This is a genomic window from Streptomyces griseus, from assembly GCF_900460065.1.
In the GTDB taxonomy this organism is placed as follows: domain Bacteria; phylum Actinomycetota; class Actinomycetes; order Streptomycetales; family Streptomycetaceae; genus Streptomyces; species Streptomyces griseus.
Window position 1 is genome coordinate 108,613 of the sequence record NZ_UAVD01000032.1, and the last position, 15,846, is coordinate 124,458.

Sequence of the window (15,846 nt, forward strand, 5' to 3'; positions counted from 1 at the left end):
GTCACCGGGGCCCGAAGCGGTCCCACAGCTCGGGGAAGCGGGCGGCGAGCGCCTGATCGTCCTCGAAGTCGACGGGGGAGCCCAGCGGCTCCGTGGCCTGCGGCGGCAGCCCCAGGTCCGGCGCGACCACACCGGTGAGCTGCTCGTACGCCTCGTCGGCCGCGTAGCCCAGCTCCTCGCCGTCCCCGTCGATCCGCTCGTCGAAGTCGTCCAGCAGCTCCGCCAGGCCGTCCGGATCGTGCAGCGCCCCCTCGAAGACCTCCCGGCCCTGGCCGATCAGCCAGCAGCGGAAGTAGTCGAACGCGTCGTCGCTCGCCCCGCCCAGCAGCACGGCCGCCGCGCCCCACAGATCCCAGGCGTAGGCGCGGTTGTAGCGGGCCTCGAAGTGCCGGGCGAAGTCCAGCACGGAATCGGGATCGAGCTGCGTCAGCCGTTCCACCAACAGGTCGGCGTGGTCCTCGGGGTCGCCCTCGGCGGCCTCGCGGGTGCTGTCGATGATCTCCCAGAATTCCGTTTCGTCCATCACGGGTCCAGCATCCAGCCTGCCGGGGGCTCCCGCACGCGCAGACACCGAATTGAAGCCTTTCAGCGATACAGCTCGCGCAGGCGTTCGGCGGCGTCCGCGAACCGGGTCCGCAGCGACTCGGGCGCCAGGACCTCCAACTCCGGCCCCAGCGAGAGAAGCTGGCCGTAGGCCACGTCCAGTGATTCCACCGGCAGCGTGAGGGTGCGCCGGCCGTCCGGACCCGGCTCCGAGGCCTCCGCGAGCGCCGCCGCGGCCGCCGCCCGGTCGCCGGTGTACGCCAGCATCCGGGACCCGCGCTCGGACACCCGTACGGTCACCTCGGTACGCAGCAGGGACCGGGCGAACCCGGCCGCCCGCTCCGCCCAGAACCCGGGCAGGTCGAAGGCCTCGTCCCGGTCGAAGCGCTCGTCGGCCGCCTCCACGGCGGTGAAGCGGTCGATCCGGTAGACCCGGAAGTCCTCACCCGCCCGGGCGCAGAGGTACCAGATCCCGGCCTTGAGGACGAGACCGTACGGAGCGAGCTCCCGCGCCACCTCCGTACCGGCGTGGTCGCGGCCCCCGCCCCGGCGGTAGCGGACCCGCACCAGCCGGTCGTCCCAGACCGCGTCGGCGATCACGGGCAGCAGTTCGGGGGTCTCCGGCTCGTGGTACCAGGAGGGCGCGTCCAGGTGGAAGCGCCGGGCGGCGGACGACGAGGCGTCGCGCAGGGAGGGCATGAGCGCCGCCGACACCTTGAGGCGGGCGGCCGACGCCGCGTCCTCCAGGCCCATCTCGCGCAGCGCGGCGGGCAGCCCGGAGAGGAACAGCGCCTCCGCCTCGTCCCGGGCGAGGCCGGTCAGCCGGGTCCGGTAGCCGCCGACCAGCCGGTACCCGCCGGCCCGGCCGCGCTCCGCGTACACCGGGACGCCCGCGTCGGAGAGGGCCTGCGCGTCCCGGGTGACCGTACGCTCCGACACCTCCAGTTCGGCCGCCAGCTCGGCGGCGGTCATCGCGGGGCGGGCCTGCAGGAGCAGCACCATCTTGATCAGCCGGGCAGCACGCATGGGCCCATTGTGGCGGCAGGGCGGGACCACCCCACACCGAGACCCCCGGCCGCCGGGCAGGCGCGCTGTCGGGCGCGCCCGCCCGGTGACCGGGGGTTCGGCGGGGTCTCGCGGGAGCGGGGATCAGATCCCGTAGCGCTCCCGGGCCTCCTTGACCGCGGAGGCCGGGACCTCGCCGCGCTTGGCGAGCTGGGCCAGCGAGGCCACCACGATCGACTGGGCGTCGACGCCGAAGTGGCGGCGGGCCGCGTCGCGGGTGTCGGAGAGGCCGAAGCCGTCCGTGCCGAGCGAGGACCAGTCCTGCTCCACCCACTGGCTGATCTGGTCCGGGACCTGGCGCATCCAGTCGCTGACCGCGAGCACCGGACCCGGTGCTCCGGCGAGCGCCTGCGTCACGTACGGGACCTGCACCTCACCGCGGAGCAGCGCCTCGTCGGCCGCCAGCGCGTCGCGGCGCAGCTCGCCCCACGAGGTGGCGGACCAGACGTCGGCCGTGACGCCCCAGTCGGCGGCCAGCAGCTCCTGGGCCTGAAGGGCCCAGTGGATCGCCGTACCGGAGGCCAGCAGCTGGAGGCGCGGCGCGTCCGCCTTCGCGGGCGTGCCCTCCTTGAAGCGGTACAGGCCCTTGACGATGCCCTCCTCGACGCCCTCGGGCATCGCGGGCTGGGGCTTCGGCTCGTTGTAGACCGTCAGGTAGTAGAAGACGTCCTCGGCGTCGGGGCCGTACATCCTCCGCAGGCCGTCCTTGACGATCACCGCGACCTCGTACGCGAAGGCCGGGTCGTAGTTGAGCGAGGCCGGGTTGGTGGCCGCGATCAGGTGCGAGTGGCCGTCGGCGTGCTGGAGGCCCTCGCCCGTGAGGGTCGTGCGGCCCGCCGTGGCGCCGACGATGAAGCCCTTGCCGAGCTGGTCGGCGAGCTGCCACATCTGGTCGCCGGTCCGCTGCCAGCCGAACATCGAGTAGAAGATGTAGAACGGGATCATCGTCTCGCCGTGCGTCGCGTACGACGTGGCGGCGGCGATGAAGTCGGCCATGGCCCCGGCCTCGGTGATCCCCTCGTTGAGGATCTGGCCGTCCTTGGCCTCCTTGTAGTACATCAGCTGGTCGCGGTCGACCGGGTCGTACGTCTGACCCAGCGGCGAGTAGATGCCGGCCGACGGGAAGAGGGACTCCATACCGAAGGTACGGGCCTCGTCCGGGACGATCGGCACCCAGCGCCTGCCGGTCTCCTTGTCCCGCATCAGGTCCTTCACCAGGCGGACGAACGCCATGGTGGTGGCCATCTCCTGCTTGCCGGACCCCTTGTACAGGGCCTTGAACGCGCGCTCCTCGGGCTGCGGCAGCGGCGCGGACGCGTGCATCCGGCGGGCCGGGGCGGGACCGCCGAGGGCCGCGCGGCGCTCCTGGAGGTAGCGGACCTCGGGGGAGTCGGCGCCGGGGTGGCCGTAGGGGACGAGACCGTCCTCGAAGGCGCTGTCGGGGATCGGGAGGCCGAGCAGCTCGCGCATGCCCTTGAACTCGTCGATCGACAGCTTCTTCATCTGGTGGTTGGCGTTCTTGGACTCGAAGCCCTTGCCGAGCGTGTAGCCCTTGACCGTCTGGGCCAGGATCACGGTCGGCGCGCCCTTGTGCTCGATCGCCGCCCGGTACGCCGCGTAGACCTTGCGGGCCTCGTGGCCGCCGCGCGAGGTGTAGAAACACTCGGCGATCTTCGCGTCGGTGAGCAGCTTCGCCAGCTCGACGAGGGCGGGCTCGGCGCCGAAGAAGTGCTCGCGGATGTAGGCGACGTCGCGGGTGGCGTACGTCTGGAACTGCGCGTCCGGGACCTCGCGCAGGCGGCGCAGCAGCGCACCCTGGGTGTCCAGCTGGAACAGCTCGTCCCAGGCGTTGCCCCAGAGCGTCTTGACGACGTTCCAGCCGGCCCCGCGGAACTGCGCCTCCAGCTCCTGGACCACGCGGAAGTTGGCGCGGACCGGGCCGTCGAGGCGCTGGAGGTTGCAGTTGATGACGAAGGTCAGGTTGTCGAGCTGCTCACGCGAGGCCAGCGCGAGGGCCGCCGTCGACTCGGGCTCGTCCATCTCGCCGTCGCCCAGGAAGGCCCAGACGTGCGAGTTGGCGGTGTCCTTGATGTTGCGGTTGGCCAGATAGCGGTTGAAGCGCGCCTGGTAGATCGCCGAGAGCGGGCCGAGGCCCATCGACACGGTGGGGAACTCCCACAGCCAGGGCAGCCGCCGCGGGTGCGGGTAGGAGGGCAGGCCCTCGCCACCGGACTCCTGGCGGAAGTTGTCGAGGTGCTGCTCGTTCAGCCGGCCGTCGAGGAACGCGCGGGCGTAGATGCCGGGGGAGGCGTGGCCCTGGATGTAGAGCTGGTCGCCGGAGCCGTCCCCCTCCTTGCCGCGGAAGAAGTGGTTGAAGCCGGTCTCGTACAGCCAGGCCGCCGAGGCGAAGGTGGCGATGTGGCCGCCGACCCCGTACCGGGCGCCCCGGGTCACCATCGCGGCCGCGTTCCAGCGGTTCCACGCGGTGATCCGCGACTCCATCTCCAGGTCGCCGTCGAACGCGGGCTCGGCGGCGGTCGGGATGGTGTTGACGTAATCGGTCTCCAGCAGCTTGGGCAGCGCGAGACCGGCGCCCTCGGCGTGCTGCAGCGAGCGGCGCATCAGGTACGCGGCGCGGTGCGGGCCGGCAGCCTTGGTGACGGCGTCCAGGGAGGCCGCCCATTCGGCGGTCTCCTCGGGGTCACGGTCCGGGAGCTGGTCGAGCTCGCTCGGAAGCTTTCCTACGGGGTCGGTCATGATCGCCGCCTTCCGGAGAGGAGGGGGGTGGAGAAGGCTCTATCTGGCAGGACAGAGCGATGGGGCCGGTGGGCCCGCGGATGAACTGTAAGGCGCTGATCGATGATCGATCAAAGGATTGAAGGCAAAACTTCTCGATACGAAGAAAAGTGGCATGGGGTGCCTCGAAACAGGGCACGGAGTGACGCGAAATAGCGTGCAAATAGGGCGCTGACCTGCACGGACGAGCAGGTGGGCCGCCAGATGATCGGAGTCCGGCAGGCAGGGTCAGGCGCGGGGCGCGCAGCCCAGCACATGCGCCTTCACCAGGGCTCCGATCCCCGGGTCCTCGGCGAGGAACGCGTCGATGAGCGCCTGGTGCTCCTCCGCGTACGACTTCTGCACCGTGCCCAGCCAGCGGATCGACAGGGCCGTGAACACCTCGATGCCCAGACCCTCCCAGGTGTGCAGCAGCACCGCGTTCCCGGCCGCCCGCACCATCTCCCGGTGGAAGCCGACCGTGTGCCGCACCTGGGCCTCGCCGTCGGCCAGCCGGTCCGCCTCGTACAGCGCGGCCACGTGCGGCTCCAGCGCCGAGCAGTCCCGGCCGAGCCGGGGGGCCGCCAGCTCCGCCGCGATCTGCTCCAGGCCGGCCCGGACCGGGTAGCTCTCCTCCAGGTCGGCGGCGGTGAGACTGCGGACGCGGACGCCCTTGTTGGGGGCCGACTCGATCAGCCGCAGTGTCTCCAGCTCGCGCAGCGCCTCGCGCACGGGCGTCTGGCTGACCTCCAGCTCGGTGGCGATCCGGCGCTCCACGATCCGCTCGCCCGGCTTCCAGCGCCCGCTGACGATCCCCTCCACGATGTGCTCGCGGATCTGTTCGCGCAGCGAGTGGACGACGGGCGGGGTCATGGAGGGCTCCTTCAGGGCAGACCGGTGCTGCCTACATCATCACGGCGGCGGTAGGCCTTCCGTGGTGTTTAGACAATACGGCGGCGCCCCCGCCCGGAAGGGTTCCGGGCGGGGGCGCCGCTGGTGAGGCTGGTTACAGCCGGAGCGTTCAGAGGCCGAGCTCGACCTCGAACTCACCCGCCTCCAGGATCGCCTTGACCGACGTCAGGTAGCGGGCGGCGTCCGCGCCGTCCACCAGACGGTGGTCGTAGGAGAGCGAGAGGTACGTCATGTCGCGCACCGCGATGGTCTCGCCGAGGTCCGGGTGGTCGATGACCACCGGGCGGCGGACCGTGGCGCCGATGCCCAGGATGGCGGCCTGGTTCGGCGGCACGATGACCGTGTCGAACAGGGCGCCGCGCGAACCGGTGTTGCTGATGGTGAAGGTGGCGCCGGACATGTCGTCCGGCGTCAGGCCGCCACCGCGCGCCTTGCCCGCGAGCTCCGCGGTCTTCTTGGCGATACCGGCGATGTTCAGGTCGCCCGCACCCTTGATGACCGGGGTCATCAGACCCTTCTCGGCGTCCACGGCGATGCCGATGTTCTCCGAGTCGAAGTACGTGATGGTGCCCTCGTCCTCGTTGATCCGGGCGTTGACGACCGGGTGGGCCTTCAGCGCCTGGGCCGCCGCCTTCACGAAGAACGGCATCGGGGACAGCTTGACGCCCTCACGGGCGGCGAACGCGGCCTTGGCCTGGTTGCGCAGCTTCATCAGCTTGGTGATGTCGACCTCGAGGACCGTGGTCAGCTGGGCCTGCGAGTGCAGGGCCTTCATCATGTTCTCGCCGATGACCTTGCGCATCCGGGTCATCTTGACCGTCTGACCGCGCAGCGGGGAGGCCTCCAGCTTCGGCGCGGCCTTGGCGGCGGCCGGAGCGGCGGGTGCCGGGGCAGCCGCCGCGGCCTTGGCGGCCTCCGCGGCGGCGACGACGTCCTGCTTGCGGATGCGGCCGCCGACGCCGGTGCCCTTGACCGCGCTCAGGTCCACGTTGTTCTCGGACGCGAGCTTGCGGACCAGCGGCGTGACGTACGCGCCGTCGTCACCGGAGGGCGCGGCCTGGGCGGCCGGCGCCGGGGCGGCGGGGGCGGGCTGCGCCGGAGCCGGGGCGGCGGGAGCCGCCGGGGCCTGCGCCGGAGCCGCGGGGGCGGCCGGAGCGGCGGGGGCCGGGGCGGGGGCCGCGGGGGCCTCCTGCTTCGGCGCCTCGGCCTTGGGGGCCTCGGCCTTCGGGGCCTCCTGGGCCGGGGCGGCGGGCTGCGCCGGAGCGGCGGCCGGGGCGGCGGGCTGCGCCGGAGCGGCGGCCGGGGCCGAGCCCGGGGCGCCGATGACGGCGAGCTTGGCGCCGACCTCGGCGGTCTCGTCCTCGCCGACCACGATCTCCAGCAGCACACCGGCGACCGGGGCGGGGATCTCGGTGTCGACCTTGTCCGTGGAGACCTCCAGCAGCGGCTCGTCCTCGGCCACCTCCTCGCCGACCTCCTTGAGCCAGCGCGTGACGGTGCCCTCGGTGACGCTCTCGCCGAGCGCGGGGAGGGTGACGTCGGTGCCCTCGGCGGAACCGCCGGAGGCGGCCGGGGCCTCGGCCTGGGGGGCCTCCTGGGCCGGAGCGGCGGGCTCCTCGGCGGCGGGGGCCGGAGCCTCGGCGGCCGGGGCCTCCTCGGCGGCGGGGGCCGCGGCCTCGGCCTCGGCCGGAGCGCCCGAGCCGTCGTCGATGACGGCCAGCTCGGCGCCGACCTCGACGGTCTCGTCCTCGGCGACCTTGATGGACGACAGAACGCCGGACGCGGGGGCCGGGATCTCGGTGTCGACCTTGTCGGTCGAGACCTCGAGCAACGGCTCGTCGGCCTCGACGCGCTCGCCCTCGGCCTTCAGCCAACGGGTGACAGTGCCCTCGGTGACGCTCTCGCCGAGCGCCGGAAGGGTTACGGAAACCGACATGGTTTCAGTTGCTCCTTACGAAATTGCGGAAGTGGTCGGTCGTCGCGCCCGGGACCGGGGGATCAGTCGTGGGCGTGGAGAGGCTTGCCGGCCAGCGCCAGGTGAGCCTCGCCCATCGCCTCGTTCTGCGTCGGGTGTGCGTGGATGAGCTGGGCGACCTCGGAGGGCAGCGCCTCCCAGTTGTAGATCAGCTGGGCTTCGCCGACCTGCTCGCCCATGCGGTCGCCCACCATGTGGACGCCGACCACGGCACCGTCCTTGACCTGGACGAGCTTGATCTCGCCCGCGGTCTTCAGGATCTTGCTCTTGCCGTTGCCCGCGAGGTTGTACTTGAGGGCGACGACCTTGTCCGCGCCGTAGATCTCCTTGGCCTTCGCCTCGGTGATGCCGACGGAGGCGACCTCGGGGTGGCAGTACGTCACCTTGGGCACGCCGTCGTAGTCGACCGGGACGGTCTTCAGGCCGGCCAGCCGCTCCGCCACCAGGATGCCCTCGGCGAAGCCGACGTGGGCGAGCTGGAGGGTGGGGACGAGGTCGCCCACGGCCGAGATCGTCGGGACGTTGGTCTGCATGTACTCGTCGACCAGGACGTAGCCGCGGTCCATCGCGACGCCCTGCTCCTCGTAACCGAGGCCCTGCGAGACGGGGCCGCGGCCGATCGCGACGAGGAGGATCTCCGCCTCGAAGGTCTTGCCGTCGGCGAGCGTCACACGGACGCCGTCCTGCGTGTACTCGGCCTTGTCGAAGAAGGTGCCGAGGTTGAACTTGATGCCGCGCTTGCGGAACGCGCGCTCAAGAAGCTTGGAGCTGTTCTCGTCCTCGACCGGGACGAGGTGCTTGAGGCCCTCGACGATCGTGACCTCGGTGCCGAAGGACTTCCACGCCGAGGCGAACTCGACGCCGATGACGCCGCCGCCCAGGACGATCGCGGACTTCGGGACGCGGTCCATCTTCAGCGCGTGGTCCGAGGAGATGATCCGGTTGCCGTCGATCTCCAGGCCGGGCAGCGACTTCGGCACGGAGCCGGTCGCCAGCAGCACGTGGCGGCCCTGGACGCGCTGGCCGTTCACGTCCACCGAGGTGGGGGAGGAGAGCTTGCCCTCGCCCTCGATGTAGTGGACCTTGCGCGAGGCGATGAGACCCTGGAGACCCTTGTACAGGCCCGAGATCACGTCGTCCTTGTACTTGTTGACGGCCTCCATGTCGATGCCCTCGAAGGTGGCCTTCACGCCGAACTGGGCCGACTCGCGGGCCTGGTCCGCGATCTCGCCCGCGTGCAGCAGCGCCTTCGTGGGAATGCAGCCGTTGTGCAGGCAGGTGCCGCCGACCTTGCCCTTCTCGATCAGGGCGACGTCCAGGCCCAGCTGCGCTCCGCGCAGGGCCGCGGCGTAACCGCCACTGCCACCGCCGAGGATCACTAGGTCGAAAACGGTGCTGGCGTCGTTCGCCACGTCACGTCCTCCATGCATGTGCGCCGTACGCCGGGCCCCGTCGCTGGGGTGTGACCGGCCGGTCGGCTGGTGTGCGGCCGCTTTTGTCTTCGGCCCTGTGGTGGGGGCCCTGTCCTGCCGAGAACCCATCTTCGCACTTGTCGACGGTGGGCGGGACGCGGGGCCCGGGTCCGGAACGGATGATCGTCCGTTCCGGAGGGTTACTGCTGCGTAGATACCTACGGATTCGGGCGGTGTTCGTCGAGAGCGAAACCCGCCCGCCCTCCGACGTCCCTCCGTCCCGTGCCGGTCATCCTTGCCGCTTCCGCTCGGAGAACACGTACGGCCCCGGACCTATGCCCGGGGCCGTACGCGACGGAAGGCGGGACCTCAGCCGAGGTCGCCGGCGGCGGTGCGCTCGGCGAGCCGCACCAGGGTGCGGACCGCGGAGCCGGTGCCGCCCTTGGGGGTGTAGCCGTACGGCGCGCCCTCGTGGAAGGCCGGGCCCGCGATGTCCAGGTGCGCCCAGGCGATGCCCTCGCCCACGAACTCCTTCAGGAACAGGCCGGCCACCAGGCCGCCGCCCATCCGCTCGCCCATGTTGGCGATGTCGGCGGTGGGGGAGTCCATGCCCTTGCGCAGGTCGGCGGGGAGCGGCATCGGCCAGGACGGCTCGCCGACCTCCTCGGCGATCTCGTGGAGCGAGGTGCGGAAGGCGTCGTCGTTGGCCATCACACCGAAGGTGCGGTTGCCGAGCGCCAGCACCATCGCGCCGGTCAGGGTCGCCACGTCGACGATCGCGTCCGGCTTCTCCTCCGAGGCGCGGGTCAGCGCGTCGGCCAGGACGAGCCGGCCCTCGGCGTCGGTGTTCAGGACCTCGACGGTCTTGCCGCTGTACATGCGCAGCACGTCACCGGGGCGGGTGGCGTTGCCGGAGGGCATGTTCTCGGCCAGCGCCAGCCAGCCGGTGACATTGACCTTGAGACCCAGGCGGGCGGCCGTGACGACGGCGGCGAACACGGCGGCGGCGCCGGCCATGTCGCACTTCATCGTCTCGTTGTGGCCGGCCGGCTTGAGCGAGATGCCGCCCGAGTCGTAGGTGATGCCCTTGCCCACCAGGGCCAGGGTCTTCTCCGCCTTCGGGTGCGTGTAGGCGAGCTTCACCAGGCGCGGGCCCCGCGAGGCGCCCTGGCCGACGCCGAGGATGCCGCCGAAGCCGCCCTTGACCAGGGCCTTCTCGTCGAGGACCTGGACCTTGACGCCGTGCTCCTTGCCTGCGGCGGTGGCCACGGCGGCGAAGGACTCGGGGTACAGGTCGTTCGGCGGGGTGTTGACCAGGTCGCGCGCCCGGTTGATCTCCTCGACCAGGGCCAGGGAGCGCTCGACGGCGGCCTTGTAGGCCTTGTCGCGCGGCTTGGCGCCGAGCAGCGCCACCTCCGCGAGCGGCAGTTTCGGGCCATTGCCCTTGGACTTCGCGTCCTTGGGGGCGAGCTTGTTCTCGCCGCCCTGGTAGGCGGTGAAGGCGTACGCGCCCAGCAGCGCGCCCTCGGCGACGGCGGCGGCGTCCTCGACGGAGGCGGCGGGCAGCGCGAAGCCGGCCTTCTTGGAGCCGGTCAGCGCACGGGCCGCGGTGCCCGCGGCGCGGCGCAGCGCCTCGGCGTCGTAGGCGTCCTCCTTGTCCGGGACCGGACCGAGGCCGACCGCGACGACGACCGGGGCCTTGAGGCCGGACGCGGCGGGCAGCTTGGTCAGTTCGCCCTCGGCACCGGTGGCACCCAGGGTCGCGAGGACGGCGGCGAGCTTGCCGTCGAACGCCTTGTCCACGGCCTCGGAGCCGGGTGCCAGGACCGGTCCCTTGACGCCCTTGGCGACGCCGACGACGAGTGCGTCGGCGCGCAGCGTCGCCGCACCGGCAGTGCTGAGAGTGAGAGCAGTCACGGTGGTGAATTCTCGCTTCCGTTGAGTTCGAGTTCGGTCGAGGGGTGGGCCGACCGTGCCCGGCGCATCGTAGACGCCCCGACGATGTGCCGGGAATGAGCCTACGCGCGCGGTTCCTGCTCCGTGACGGCGGCGGGGCCTCCCGCGCCCTCTCCGACCGCCGGGGCGGTCCGGAACGGCCCCCGGGAGGCGTGCCGGCCGACGCCCCTCCGTCAGCTCCCGACGGCCAGCGCCACCAGGGCCGCCGTCGCCGCCGTCTCCTCGACGCCCCCGAAGACGTCCCCGGTGACCCCGCCGAACCGCCGCACGCAGTGCCGCAGCAGCAGTTCGCCCGCGGCGAGCGCGACCAGCGCGGCGAGCGCGTGGCGCAGCGCCCCGTACGGGCCCAGCGGCGCACCCGCCGCCGCGCACAGCGCCACCGTCACCACGGCCGCGAGCAGCGCCCGCCCGGCCGGGACGGTGGACGCCACCACCGCGCCGAGTCCCTCCGGCCGCGCCGCCGGGACGCCCTGACGGGACGCCTGGGTCAGCGCGAGACGGGCGGCCGTGCCCGCGACGACCGCCCCGACGGCCCCGTGCGCCCAGCCCTCCCCGTACAGCTCGAAGAGGACGGCGACCTGGGCCAGCAGGACCAGCAGCAGCGTGATGACACCGAACGGCCCAATGTCGGACTGCTTCATGATCCGCAGCGCGTCCTCGGCGGGCTTCCCGCTGCCGAGGCCGTCCGCCGTGTCCGCCAGGCCGTCCAGGTGCAGCCCCCGGGTGAGGGCGGCGGGCACCGCGACGGAGGCGACGGCGGCGAGCAGCGGCCCCGAGCCCGCCAGCAGCGACAGGGCGCCGAGGGCCCCGGCGAGCGCCCCCACGACGAGCCCGGCGAGCGGGGCGCGGAGCATGCCGGAGCGGGCGGTCGCCCGGTCCCAGCGGGTCACGCGGACGGGCAGCACGGTCAGGGTGCCGAAGGCGAAACGTATGCCGTGGCTGTTCAGGGAGGTCACCGCGCGCAGGCTAGCCGCTGCGCCCCGCCGATAGATTGGGCGAAACGCGCCAATCACCGCGAAACCTGACGTACCGGGAGTGGGTGGCATGGGTCACTGGTGGCACGACAACATCGCGGAGCCGGGCAAGCTCCCGCTGCTCCTCGCGCTGGCCGCCTTCGTCCTCACCTTCGCGATCACACGCACCATCACCCGCATGATCCGCGCCGGGAAGGGCCCGTTCCGCAACATCACCCCCGGTGGGGTGCACATCCACCACGTGGTGCCCGGGGTCGTCCTCTCCGTCGTCGGCGGGTTCGGGGCGGTGGCCGGCGGACGGCACGGGGTGGCCGCCGGGGTGTTCGCGGTGATCTTCGGGGTGGGGGCCGGCCTGGTGCTCGACGAGTTCGCCCTGATCCTGCATCTGGACGACGTGTACTGGACCGAGGAGGGCCGCCAGAGCGTGGAGGTGGTCGTGCTGACCGTCTCCCTGGTGGCACTGGTCCTGGCGGGCTTCTCGCCGCTCGGCGTCGACGACGTCAGCGACGAGGAGGAACAGGGCAGGCTCAGCCTCATCACCACCTACGTGATCAACTTCTGCTTCGTCCTGATCGCCCTGTTCAAGGGCAAGCTGCGGATGGCGGTGCTGGGCACCCTCGTCCCCTTCGTCGCCCTGGTCGGCGCGGTCCGGCTGGCCCGCCCCACCTCGCCCTGGGCCCGGCGCTTCTACCGCCACCGCCACCGGGCCCGCTCCCGGGCACTGCTGCGGGCCTACCACCACGACGTGCGCTGGGCCGGGCCGCGCCGGAAGTTCCAGGACCTCATCGGCGGCGCCCCGGACCGCGTCCCGCCGCCGCCCGCGCCCCGGTCCTGAACCCGCCGCCCGAGCCGCTCCCGCACGTGGCACACCGCCAGGACGACGGCGATGGCGGCCAGATGCTCACGGCCCGCCAGGTTGTCCTTGACGAGCACCTCCACGACCATCGCGAGGACCACCAGAGCCCCGGTGAACCGGGCGCGATGCCGGTGGCAGACGTACACCGCGAGCCCCACGACGGCCGCCGAGGGCCCGGTGTCCACCACCCGCGCGTCGGCGGCGGGCAGCCCGAGGAACACCTCCGGTCCGAGTGCGACGCCGATCCGCGCGTACAACGTCCCGGCCACCGTCGCCAGATACGCCACCGCGAGCGTGCGCCACCGCCCCAGGCACACCTCCGCGACGCCGAACACCAGCAGGATCTGGGCCAGCGCGCCCCACACCGGAAGGTCGGGCGCGGCCACGAACGGGGACAGCGGGGTGCGCGCGAGGGCCGACCAGAGCGGGTCCTCCGCCCGTACGGCTCCGAGCAGCCGCACCGGCCGGTGGCCCCAGTCCTGGACCTGCACCACCTGCACGGACGCGGTCAGCGCCACCGCGACCGCCGTCAGCGCGAGCGCCCGCGGACCGCGTCCGGCGAGCCCCCGCCGTACGGTCGTGAACAGCGGGCCCCACTCCCGGGCCGCCGCCCGGCGCAGGGCGGGGAGAGGGCTCACCCGCTCATCGCGAACAGCATGGAACGGCCCCCGGTCGGTCGGTGCGCGGCATCGGCGAGGACGCGCGCCGAGCGGCGGTCCCCCCACGAAGACGGACCGGGCCGGGGCGGAGTTGAGCGGCACCCGAGTGACACCGGTCTCGTCGGCTCGCCCGCTCGCCCGCTCGCCCGCTCGGCCGGGAACGGGGAGCCGGGCCCCGGGGCGCCGGAGCCTCAGACTCCGTCGAGAGCCGCCGCCTGCGTCCCCGGCCCCGGCTCCTCGCCGTCCACGGCCGTCTCCGGTTCCCGCTCCGGCAGTTCGGCGGCCAGCGCCGCCGCAGCCCGCACCAGCGGCAGGGCCAGCAGCGCACCGCTGCCCTCGCCCACCGTCACGCCGTGGTCCAGCAGCGGGGTCAGCGCCATCCGGTCCAGCGCCTTCGTCTGCGCGGGCTCCCCGCTGACCTGGCCGGCCAGCCACCAGTCCGGCGCCCGGAACGCCGCCCGCTGCGCCACCAGCGCACAGGCCGCCGAGACGACCCCGTCCAGGATCACCGGCATCCGGCGCACCGCGCTCTGCAGCAGGAAGCCCGTCATCGCCGCCAGGTCGGCGCCGCCCGACGCGGCGAGCAGCTCCAACTGGTCGCCGAGCACCGGCCGGGCCCGGCGCAGGGCGTCCCTGATCGCCGCGCACTTGCGCATCCAGGCCAGGTCGTCGATGCCCGCGCCGCCGCGACCGGTCACCACGGAGGCGTCCGTTCCGCAGAGCGCGGCCACGAGCGTGGCCGCGGCCGTGGTCCCCCCCACGCTGAGGTCGCCGAGCACCACCAGATCCGTGCCGGAATCCGCCTCCTCGTCGGCGATGGCCATCCCCAGGCGGACCGCCTGCGCGGCCTCCTCCGCGCTGATCGCGTCCTCGACGTCGATCCGCCCCGAACCCCGCCGCACCCGGTGCCGCACCACGGACTCGGGCAGCAGCTCCGGATCGCAGTCCAGGGAGACGTCCACGATCCGCATCGGCACGGAGAAGCGCCGCGCCAGCACCGAGACCGGGCTCGCCCCGTCGAGGGCGGACCGCACCAGCTCGTACGCGCCCCCCGCGGGCCGGCCGGAGACGCCCAGTTCCGCCACCCCGTGGTCACCGGCGAAGATCACCAGACGCGGCTGCTCGATGGCCCTGACCGGCACGGACTGCTGCGCGGCGCTGAGCCACTCGCCCAGCTCGTCGAGCCGTCCGAGCGCCCCCGGGGGGACGGTCAGCCGCTCGCGCCGCTCCTCGGCATCGCGCCGCACACCCCCGTCGGGGCGTTGGATCAGGTCGGAGAAGTCGTCCAGGTTCACGGAGGTCTGCCTCGCGGGTCGTCACGTCGGGTCCGGTCGGGGGAACCCGGCGGCGGGTCCCAGGGCGTGTCCGGCGGATCAGGACCGGACAGGCCCCAGCCGGAACAGTACCGGTCGGCCCACCCCCGAGAACCGTGCCGTGAACCGGGAGCGGGGCGGGCGGCCGGACCGCGCGCGGCAGCCGCCCCTCACCCCCGCAGCACCAGCACCTGCCCCGCCACCACCAGCAGCACCTGCTCGCACTCGGCCGCGACCGCCGCGTTCAGCCGCCCCAGCTCGTCCCGGAACCGCCGCCCCGCCGCCGTCGCCGGCACCACCCCGGACCCCACCTCGTTGGTCACCAGCACCACCGGCCGCCGGGTCCCGCGCACCGCGGCGACCAGCTCCGCGACCCGCTCCCGCAACGCCGCCTCGCCGCCGCCCCGCCACCGCTCGTCCTCCCAGGCCTCCACCCGGTCCATCGCGTCGGTCAGCCACAGCGACAGGCAGTCGATCAGCAGCGGCGGCCCGTCCGCCCCCAGCAGCTCCACGAGCTCGCAGGTCTCCTCGGTCCGCCAGGCGCCGGGCCTGCGCTCCCGGTGCAGTCCGATCCGGGCCGCCCACTCAGGGTCCCCGTCGCGACGGCCCCCGGTCGCCACGTACACCACCTCCGGGAACGTCTCCAGGCGCTGCTCCGCCTCCAGCGACTTCCCCGACCGCGCGCCCCCCGTGACCAGCACCCGGCGCGGCACGTCCGCCGCCGCCCGGTAGCCGCCCACCACCAGCGTCGTCCCGTCCGGTACCGCCCGGGCCCCGGCCGCCGCCAGCCGGCGGTCCAGCGCCGGGCCCGCCGGGGCGTCGTGGTCCAGGTGGACCGCGATCACCTCGGTGGCCGGCCCGACCGCCCCGGCCGACCGCAGCCGGGCCACCGCGTCGGGCCGCCCGATCACGTCGAGGACGGCCATGTCCAGGGGGCGCTCCACCCGCTCGGGCAGGCCGGAGGGGGCCGCCCCCGGCGGCAGGTACAGCAGCCGCTCGCCCTCCGGGGCCGTCACCTCGTACCCGGTCCCCGGCGCGTCCATCGCCACCGCCCGCACCCGGTGCCCGCTGATCAGCGTCAGGACCTGGCCGTCCGGCACCCGGCCGGCCGGCGGCAGCAGGGCGGGCAGTTCGACGGCGGGCCCGTCGTGCGGGTGCGTCAGCAGCACCTGCCGGACCGCGCCCAGCGAACGCCCCGCACGGGCGGCGGCGAACACCGCCCCGGGGGTGAGGTCCAGCAGCAGCGCGTCATCGACGAGCAGCGCGGTCGCGGCCCGCGCCCACGGGCCGCGGGCCGAGGCGCAGGCGGCGCAGGGGCAGGAGGGGCGCGGCAGCCCGTCGGGGGCTCCGGTGCCGAGCAGAGTCAGTTCCACACCTTGATCCTCCCGTGTCCCCGCGCGAGGTGC

At 73.4% G+C, this 15,846-nt stretch carries 12 protein-coding genes; 1 reads left to right on the plus strand and 11 read right to left on the minus strand.

The window, feature by feature from the left end:
- Window position 1 precedes the first annotated feature (1 nt).
- From DTB53_RS23445 to DTB53_RS23480, 8 genes are all read right to left on the minus strand, one after another.
- Complete coding sequence (locus tag DTB53_RS23445; protein ID WP_003969598.1) at window positions 2–523, minus strand: DUF4240 domain-containing protein; 522 nt, start codon at window positions 521–523, stop codon at window positions 2–4.
- 62 nt (window positions 524–585) lie between these two features.
- Window positions 586–1,569, minus strand: a complete 984-nt coding sequence (locus tag DTB53_RS23450; protein ID WP_003969599.1) for a helix-turn-helix transcriptional regulator — start codon at window positions 1,567–1,569, stop codon at window positions 586–588.
- 123 nt (window positions 1,570–1,692) lie between these two features.
- A complete protein-coding gene (gene aceE, locus DTB53_RS23455) occupies window positions 1,693–4,365 on the minus strand; it encodes a pyruvate dehydrogenase (acetyl-transferring), homodimeric type (protein ID WP_003969600.1) in 2,673 nt (890 codons plus the stop codon).
- Between the two features lie 267 nt (window positions 4,366–4,632).
- Window positions 4,633–5,256, minus strand: a complete 624-nt coding sequence (locus DTB53_RS23460; protein WP_003969601.1) for a GntR family transcriptional regulator — start codon at window positions 5,254–5,256, stop codon at window positions 4,633–4,635.
- A 148-nt stretch (window positions 5,257–5,404) separates the two neighbouring features.
- A complete protein-coding gene (gene sucB, locus DTB53_RS23465) occupies window positions 5,405–7,231 on the minus strand; it encodes a 2-oxoglutarate dehydrogenase, E2 component, dihydrolipoamide succinyltransferase (RefSeq protein WP_012381245.1) in 1,827 nt (608 codons plus the stop codon).
- A 62-nt stretch (window positions 7,232–7,293) separates the two neighbouring features.
- Window positions 7,294–8,682: a dihydrolipoyl dehydrogenase gene (gene lpdA / locus DTB53_RS23470; RefSeq protein ID WP_003969604.1), complete on the minus strand. Its 1,389-nt coding sequence runs from the start codon at window positions 8,680–8,682 to the stop codon at window positions 7,294–7,296.
- A gap of 369 nt (window positions 8,683–9,051) precedes the next feature.
- Complete coding sequence (locus DTB53_RS23475; protein ID WP_012381247.1) at window positions 9,052–10,599, minus strand: leucyl aminopeptidase; 1,548 nt, start codon at window positions 10,597–10,599, stop codon at window positions 9,052–9,054.
- 212 nt (window positions 10,600–10,811) lie between these two features.
- A complete protein-coding gene (locus DTB53_RS23480) occupies window positions 10,812–11,594 on the minus strand; it encodes an adenosylcobinamide-GDP ribazoletransferase (protein ID WP_012381248.1) in 783 nt (260 codons plus the stop codon).
- 88 nt (window positions 11,595–11,682) lie between these two features.
- On the opposite strand from DTB53_RS23480, the gene DTB53_RS23485 reads away from it, so the two are divergent.
- Window positions 11,683–12,447 carry a hypothetical protein gene (locus tag DTB53_RS23485; protein WP_012381249.1) on the plus strand — a complete coding sequence of 255 codons (765 nt, stop codon included), beginning with the start codon at window positions 11,683–11,685 and terminating at the stop codon, window positions 12,445–12,447.
- Here DTB53_RS23485 and DTB53_RS36915 read toward each other — a convergent pair.
- The 3 genes from DTB53_RS36915 to DTB53_RS23500 form a co-directional block, all read right to left on the minus strand.
- Window positions 12,345–13,106, minus strand: a complete 762-nt coding sequence (locus DTB53_RS36915) for a hypothetical protein (RefSeq protein ID WP_042497333.1) — start codon at window positions 13,104–13,106, stop codon at window positions 12,345–12,347. The genes DTB53_RS23485 and DTB53_RS36915 overlap by 103 nt on opposite strands.
- A gap of 212 nt (window positions 13,107–13,318) precedes the next feature.
- The gene (gene cobT, locus DTB53_RS23495; protein ID WP_012381251.1) at window positions 13,319–14,422 is read right to left on the minus strand and encodes a nicotinate-nucleotide--dimethylbenzimidazole phosphoribosyltransferase; all 1,104 of its coding nucleotides are present in this window, start codon (window positions 14,420–14,422) and stop codon (window positions 13,319–13,321) included.
- A gap of 188 nt (window positions 14,423–14,610) precedes the next feature.
- A complete protein-coding gene (locus DTB53_RS23500; RefSeq protein ID WP_012381252.1) occupies window positions 14,611–15,813 on the minus strand; it encodes a bifunctional adenosylcobinamide kinase/adenosylcobinamide-phosphate guanylyltransferase in 1,203 nt (400 codons plus the stop codon).
- Window positions 15,814–15,846 lie beyond the last annotated feature (33 nt).

What these genes read in the sequence shown, in the direction of transcription:
- DTB53_RS23445 (WP_003969598.1), bottom strand. Translation starts at nt 523, where the DNA reads ATGGACGAAACGGAATTCTGGGAGATCATCGACAGCACCCGCGAGGCC.
- DTB53_RS23450 (WP_003969599.1), bottom strand. Translation starts at nt 1,569, where the DNA reads ATGCGTGCTGCCCGGCTGATCAAGATGGTGCTGCTCCTGCAGGCCCGC.
- aceE (WP_003969600.1), bottom strand. Translation starts at nt 4,365, where the DNA reads ATGACCGACCCCGTAGGAAAGCTTCCGAGCGAGCTCGACCAGCTCCCG.
- DTB53_RS23460 (WP_003969601.1), bottom strand. Translation starts at nt 5,256, where the DNA reads ATGACCCCGCCCGTCGTCCACTCGCTGCGCGAACAGATCCGCGAGCAC.
- sucB (WP_012381245.1), bottom strand. Translation starts at nt 7,231, where the DNA reads ATGTCGGTTTCCGTAACCCTTCCGGCGCTCGGCGAGAGCGTCACCGAG.
- DTB53_RS23485 (WP_012381249.1), top strand. Translation starts at nt 11,683, where the DNA reads ATGGGTCACTGGTGGCACGACAACATCGCGGAGCCGGGCAAGCTCCCG.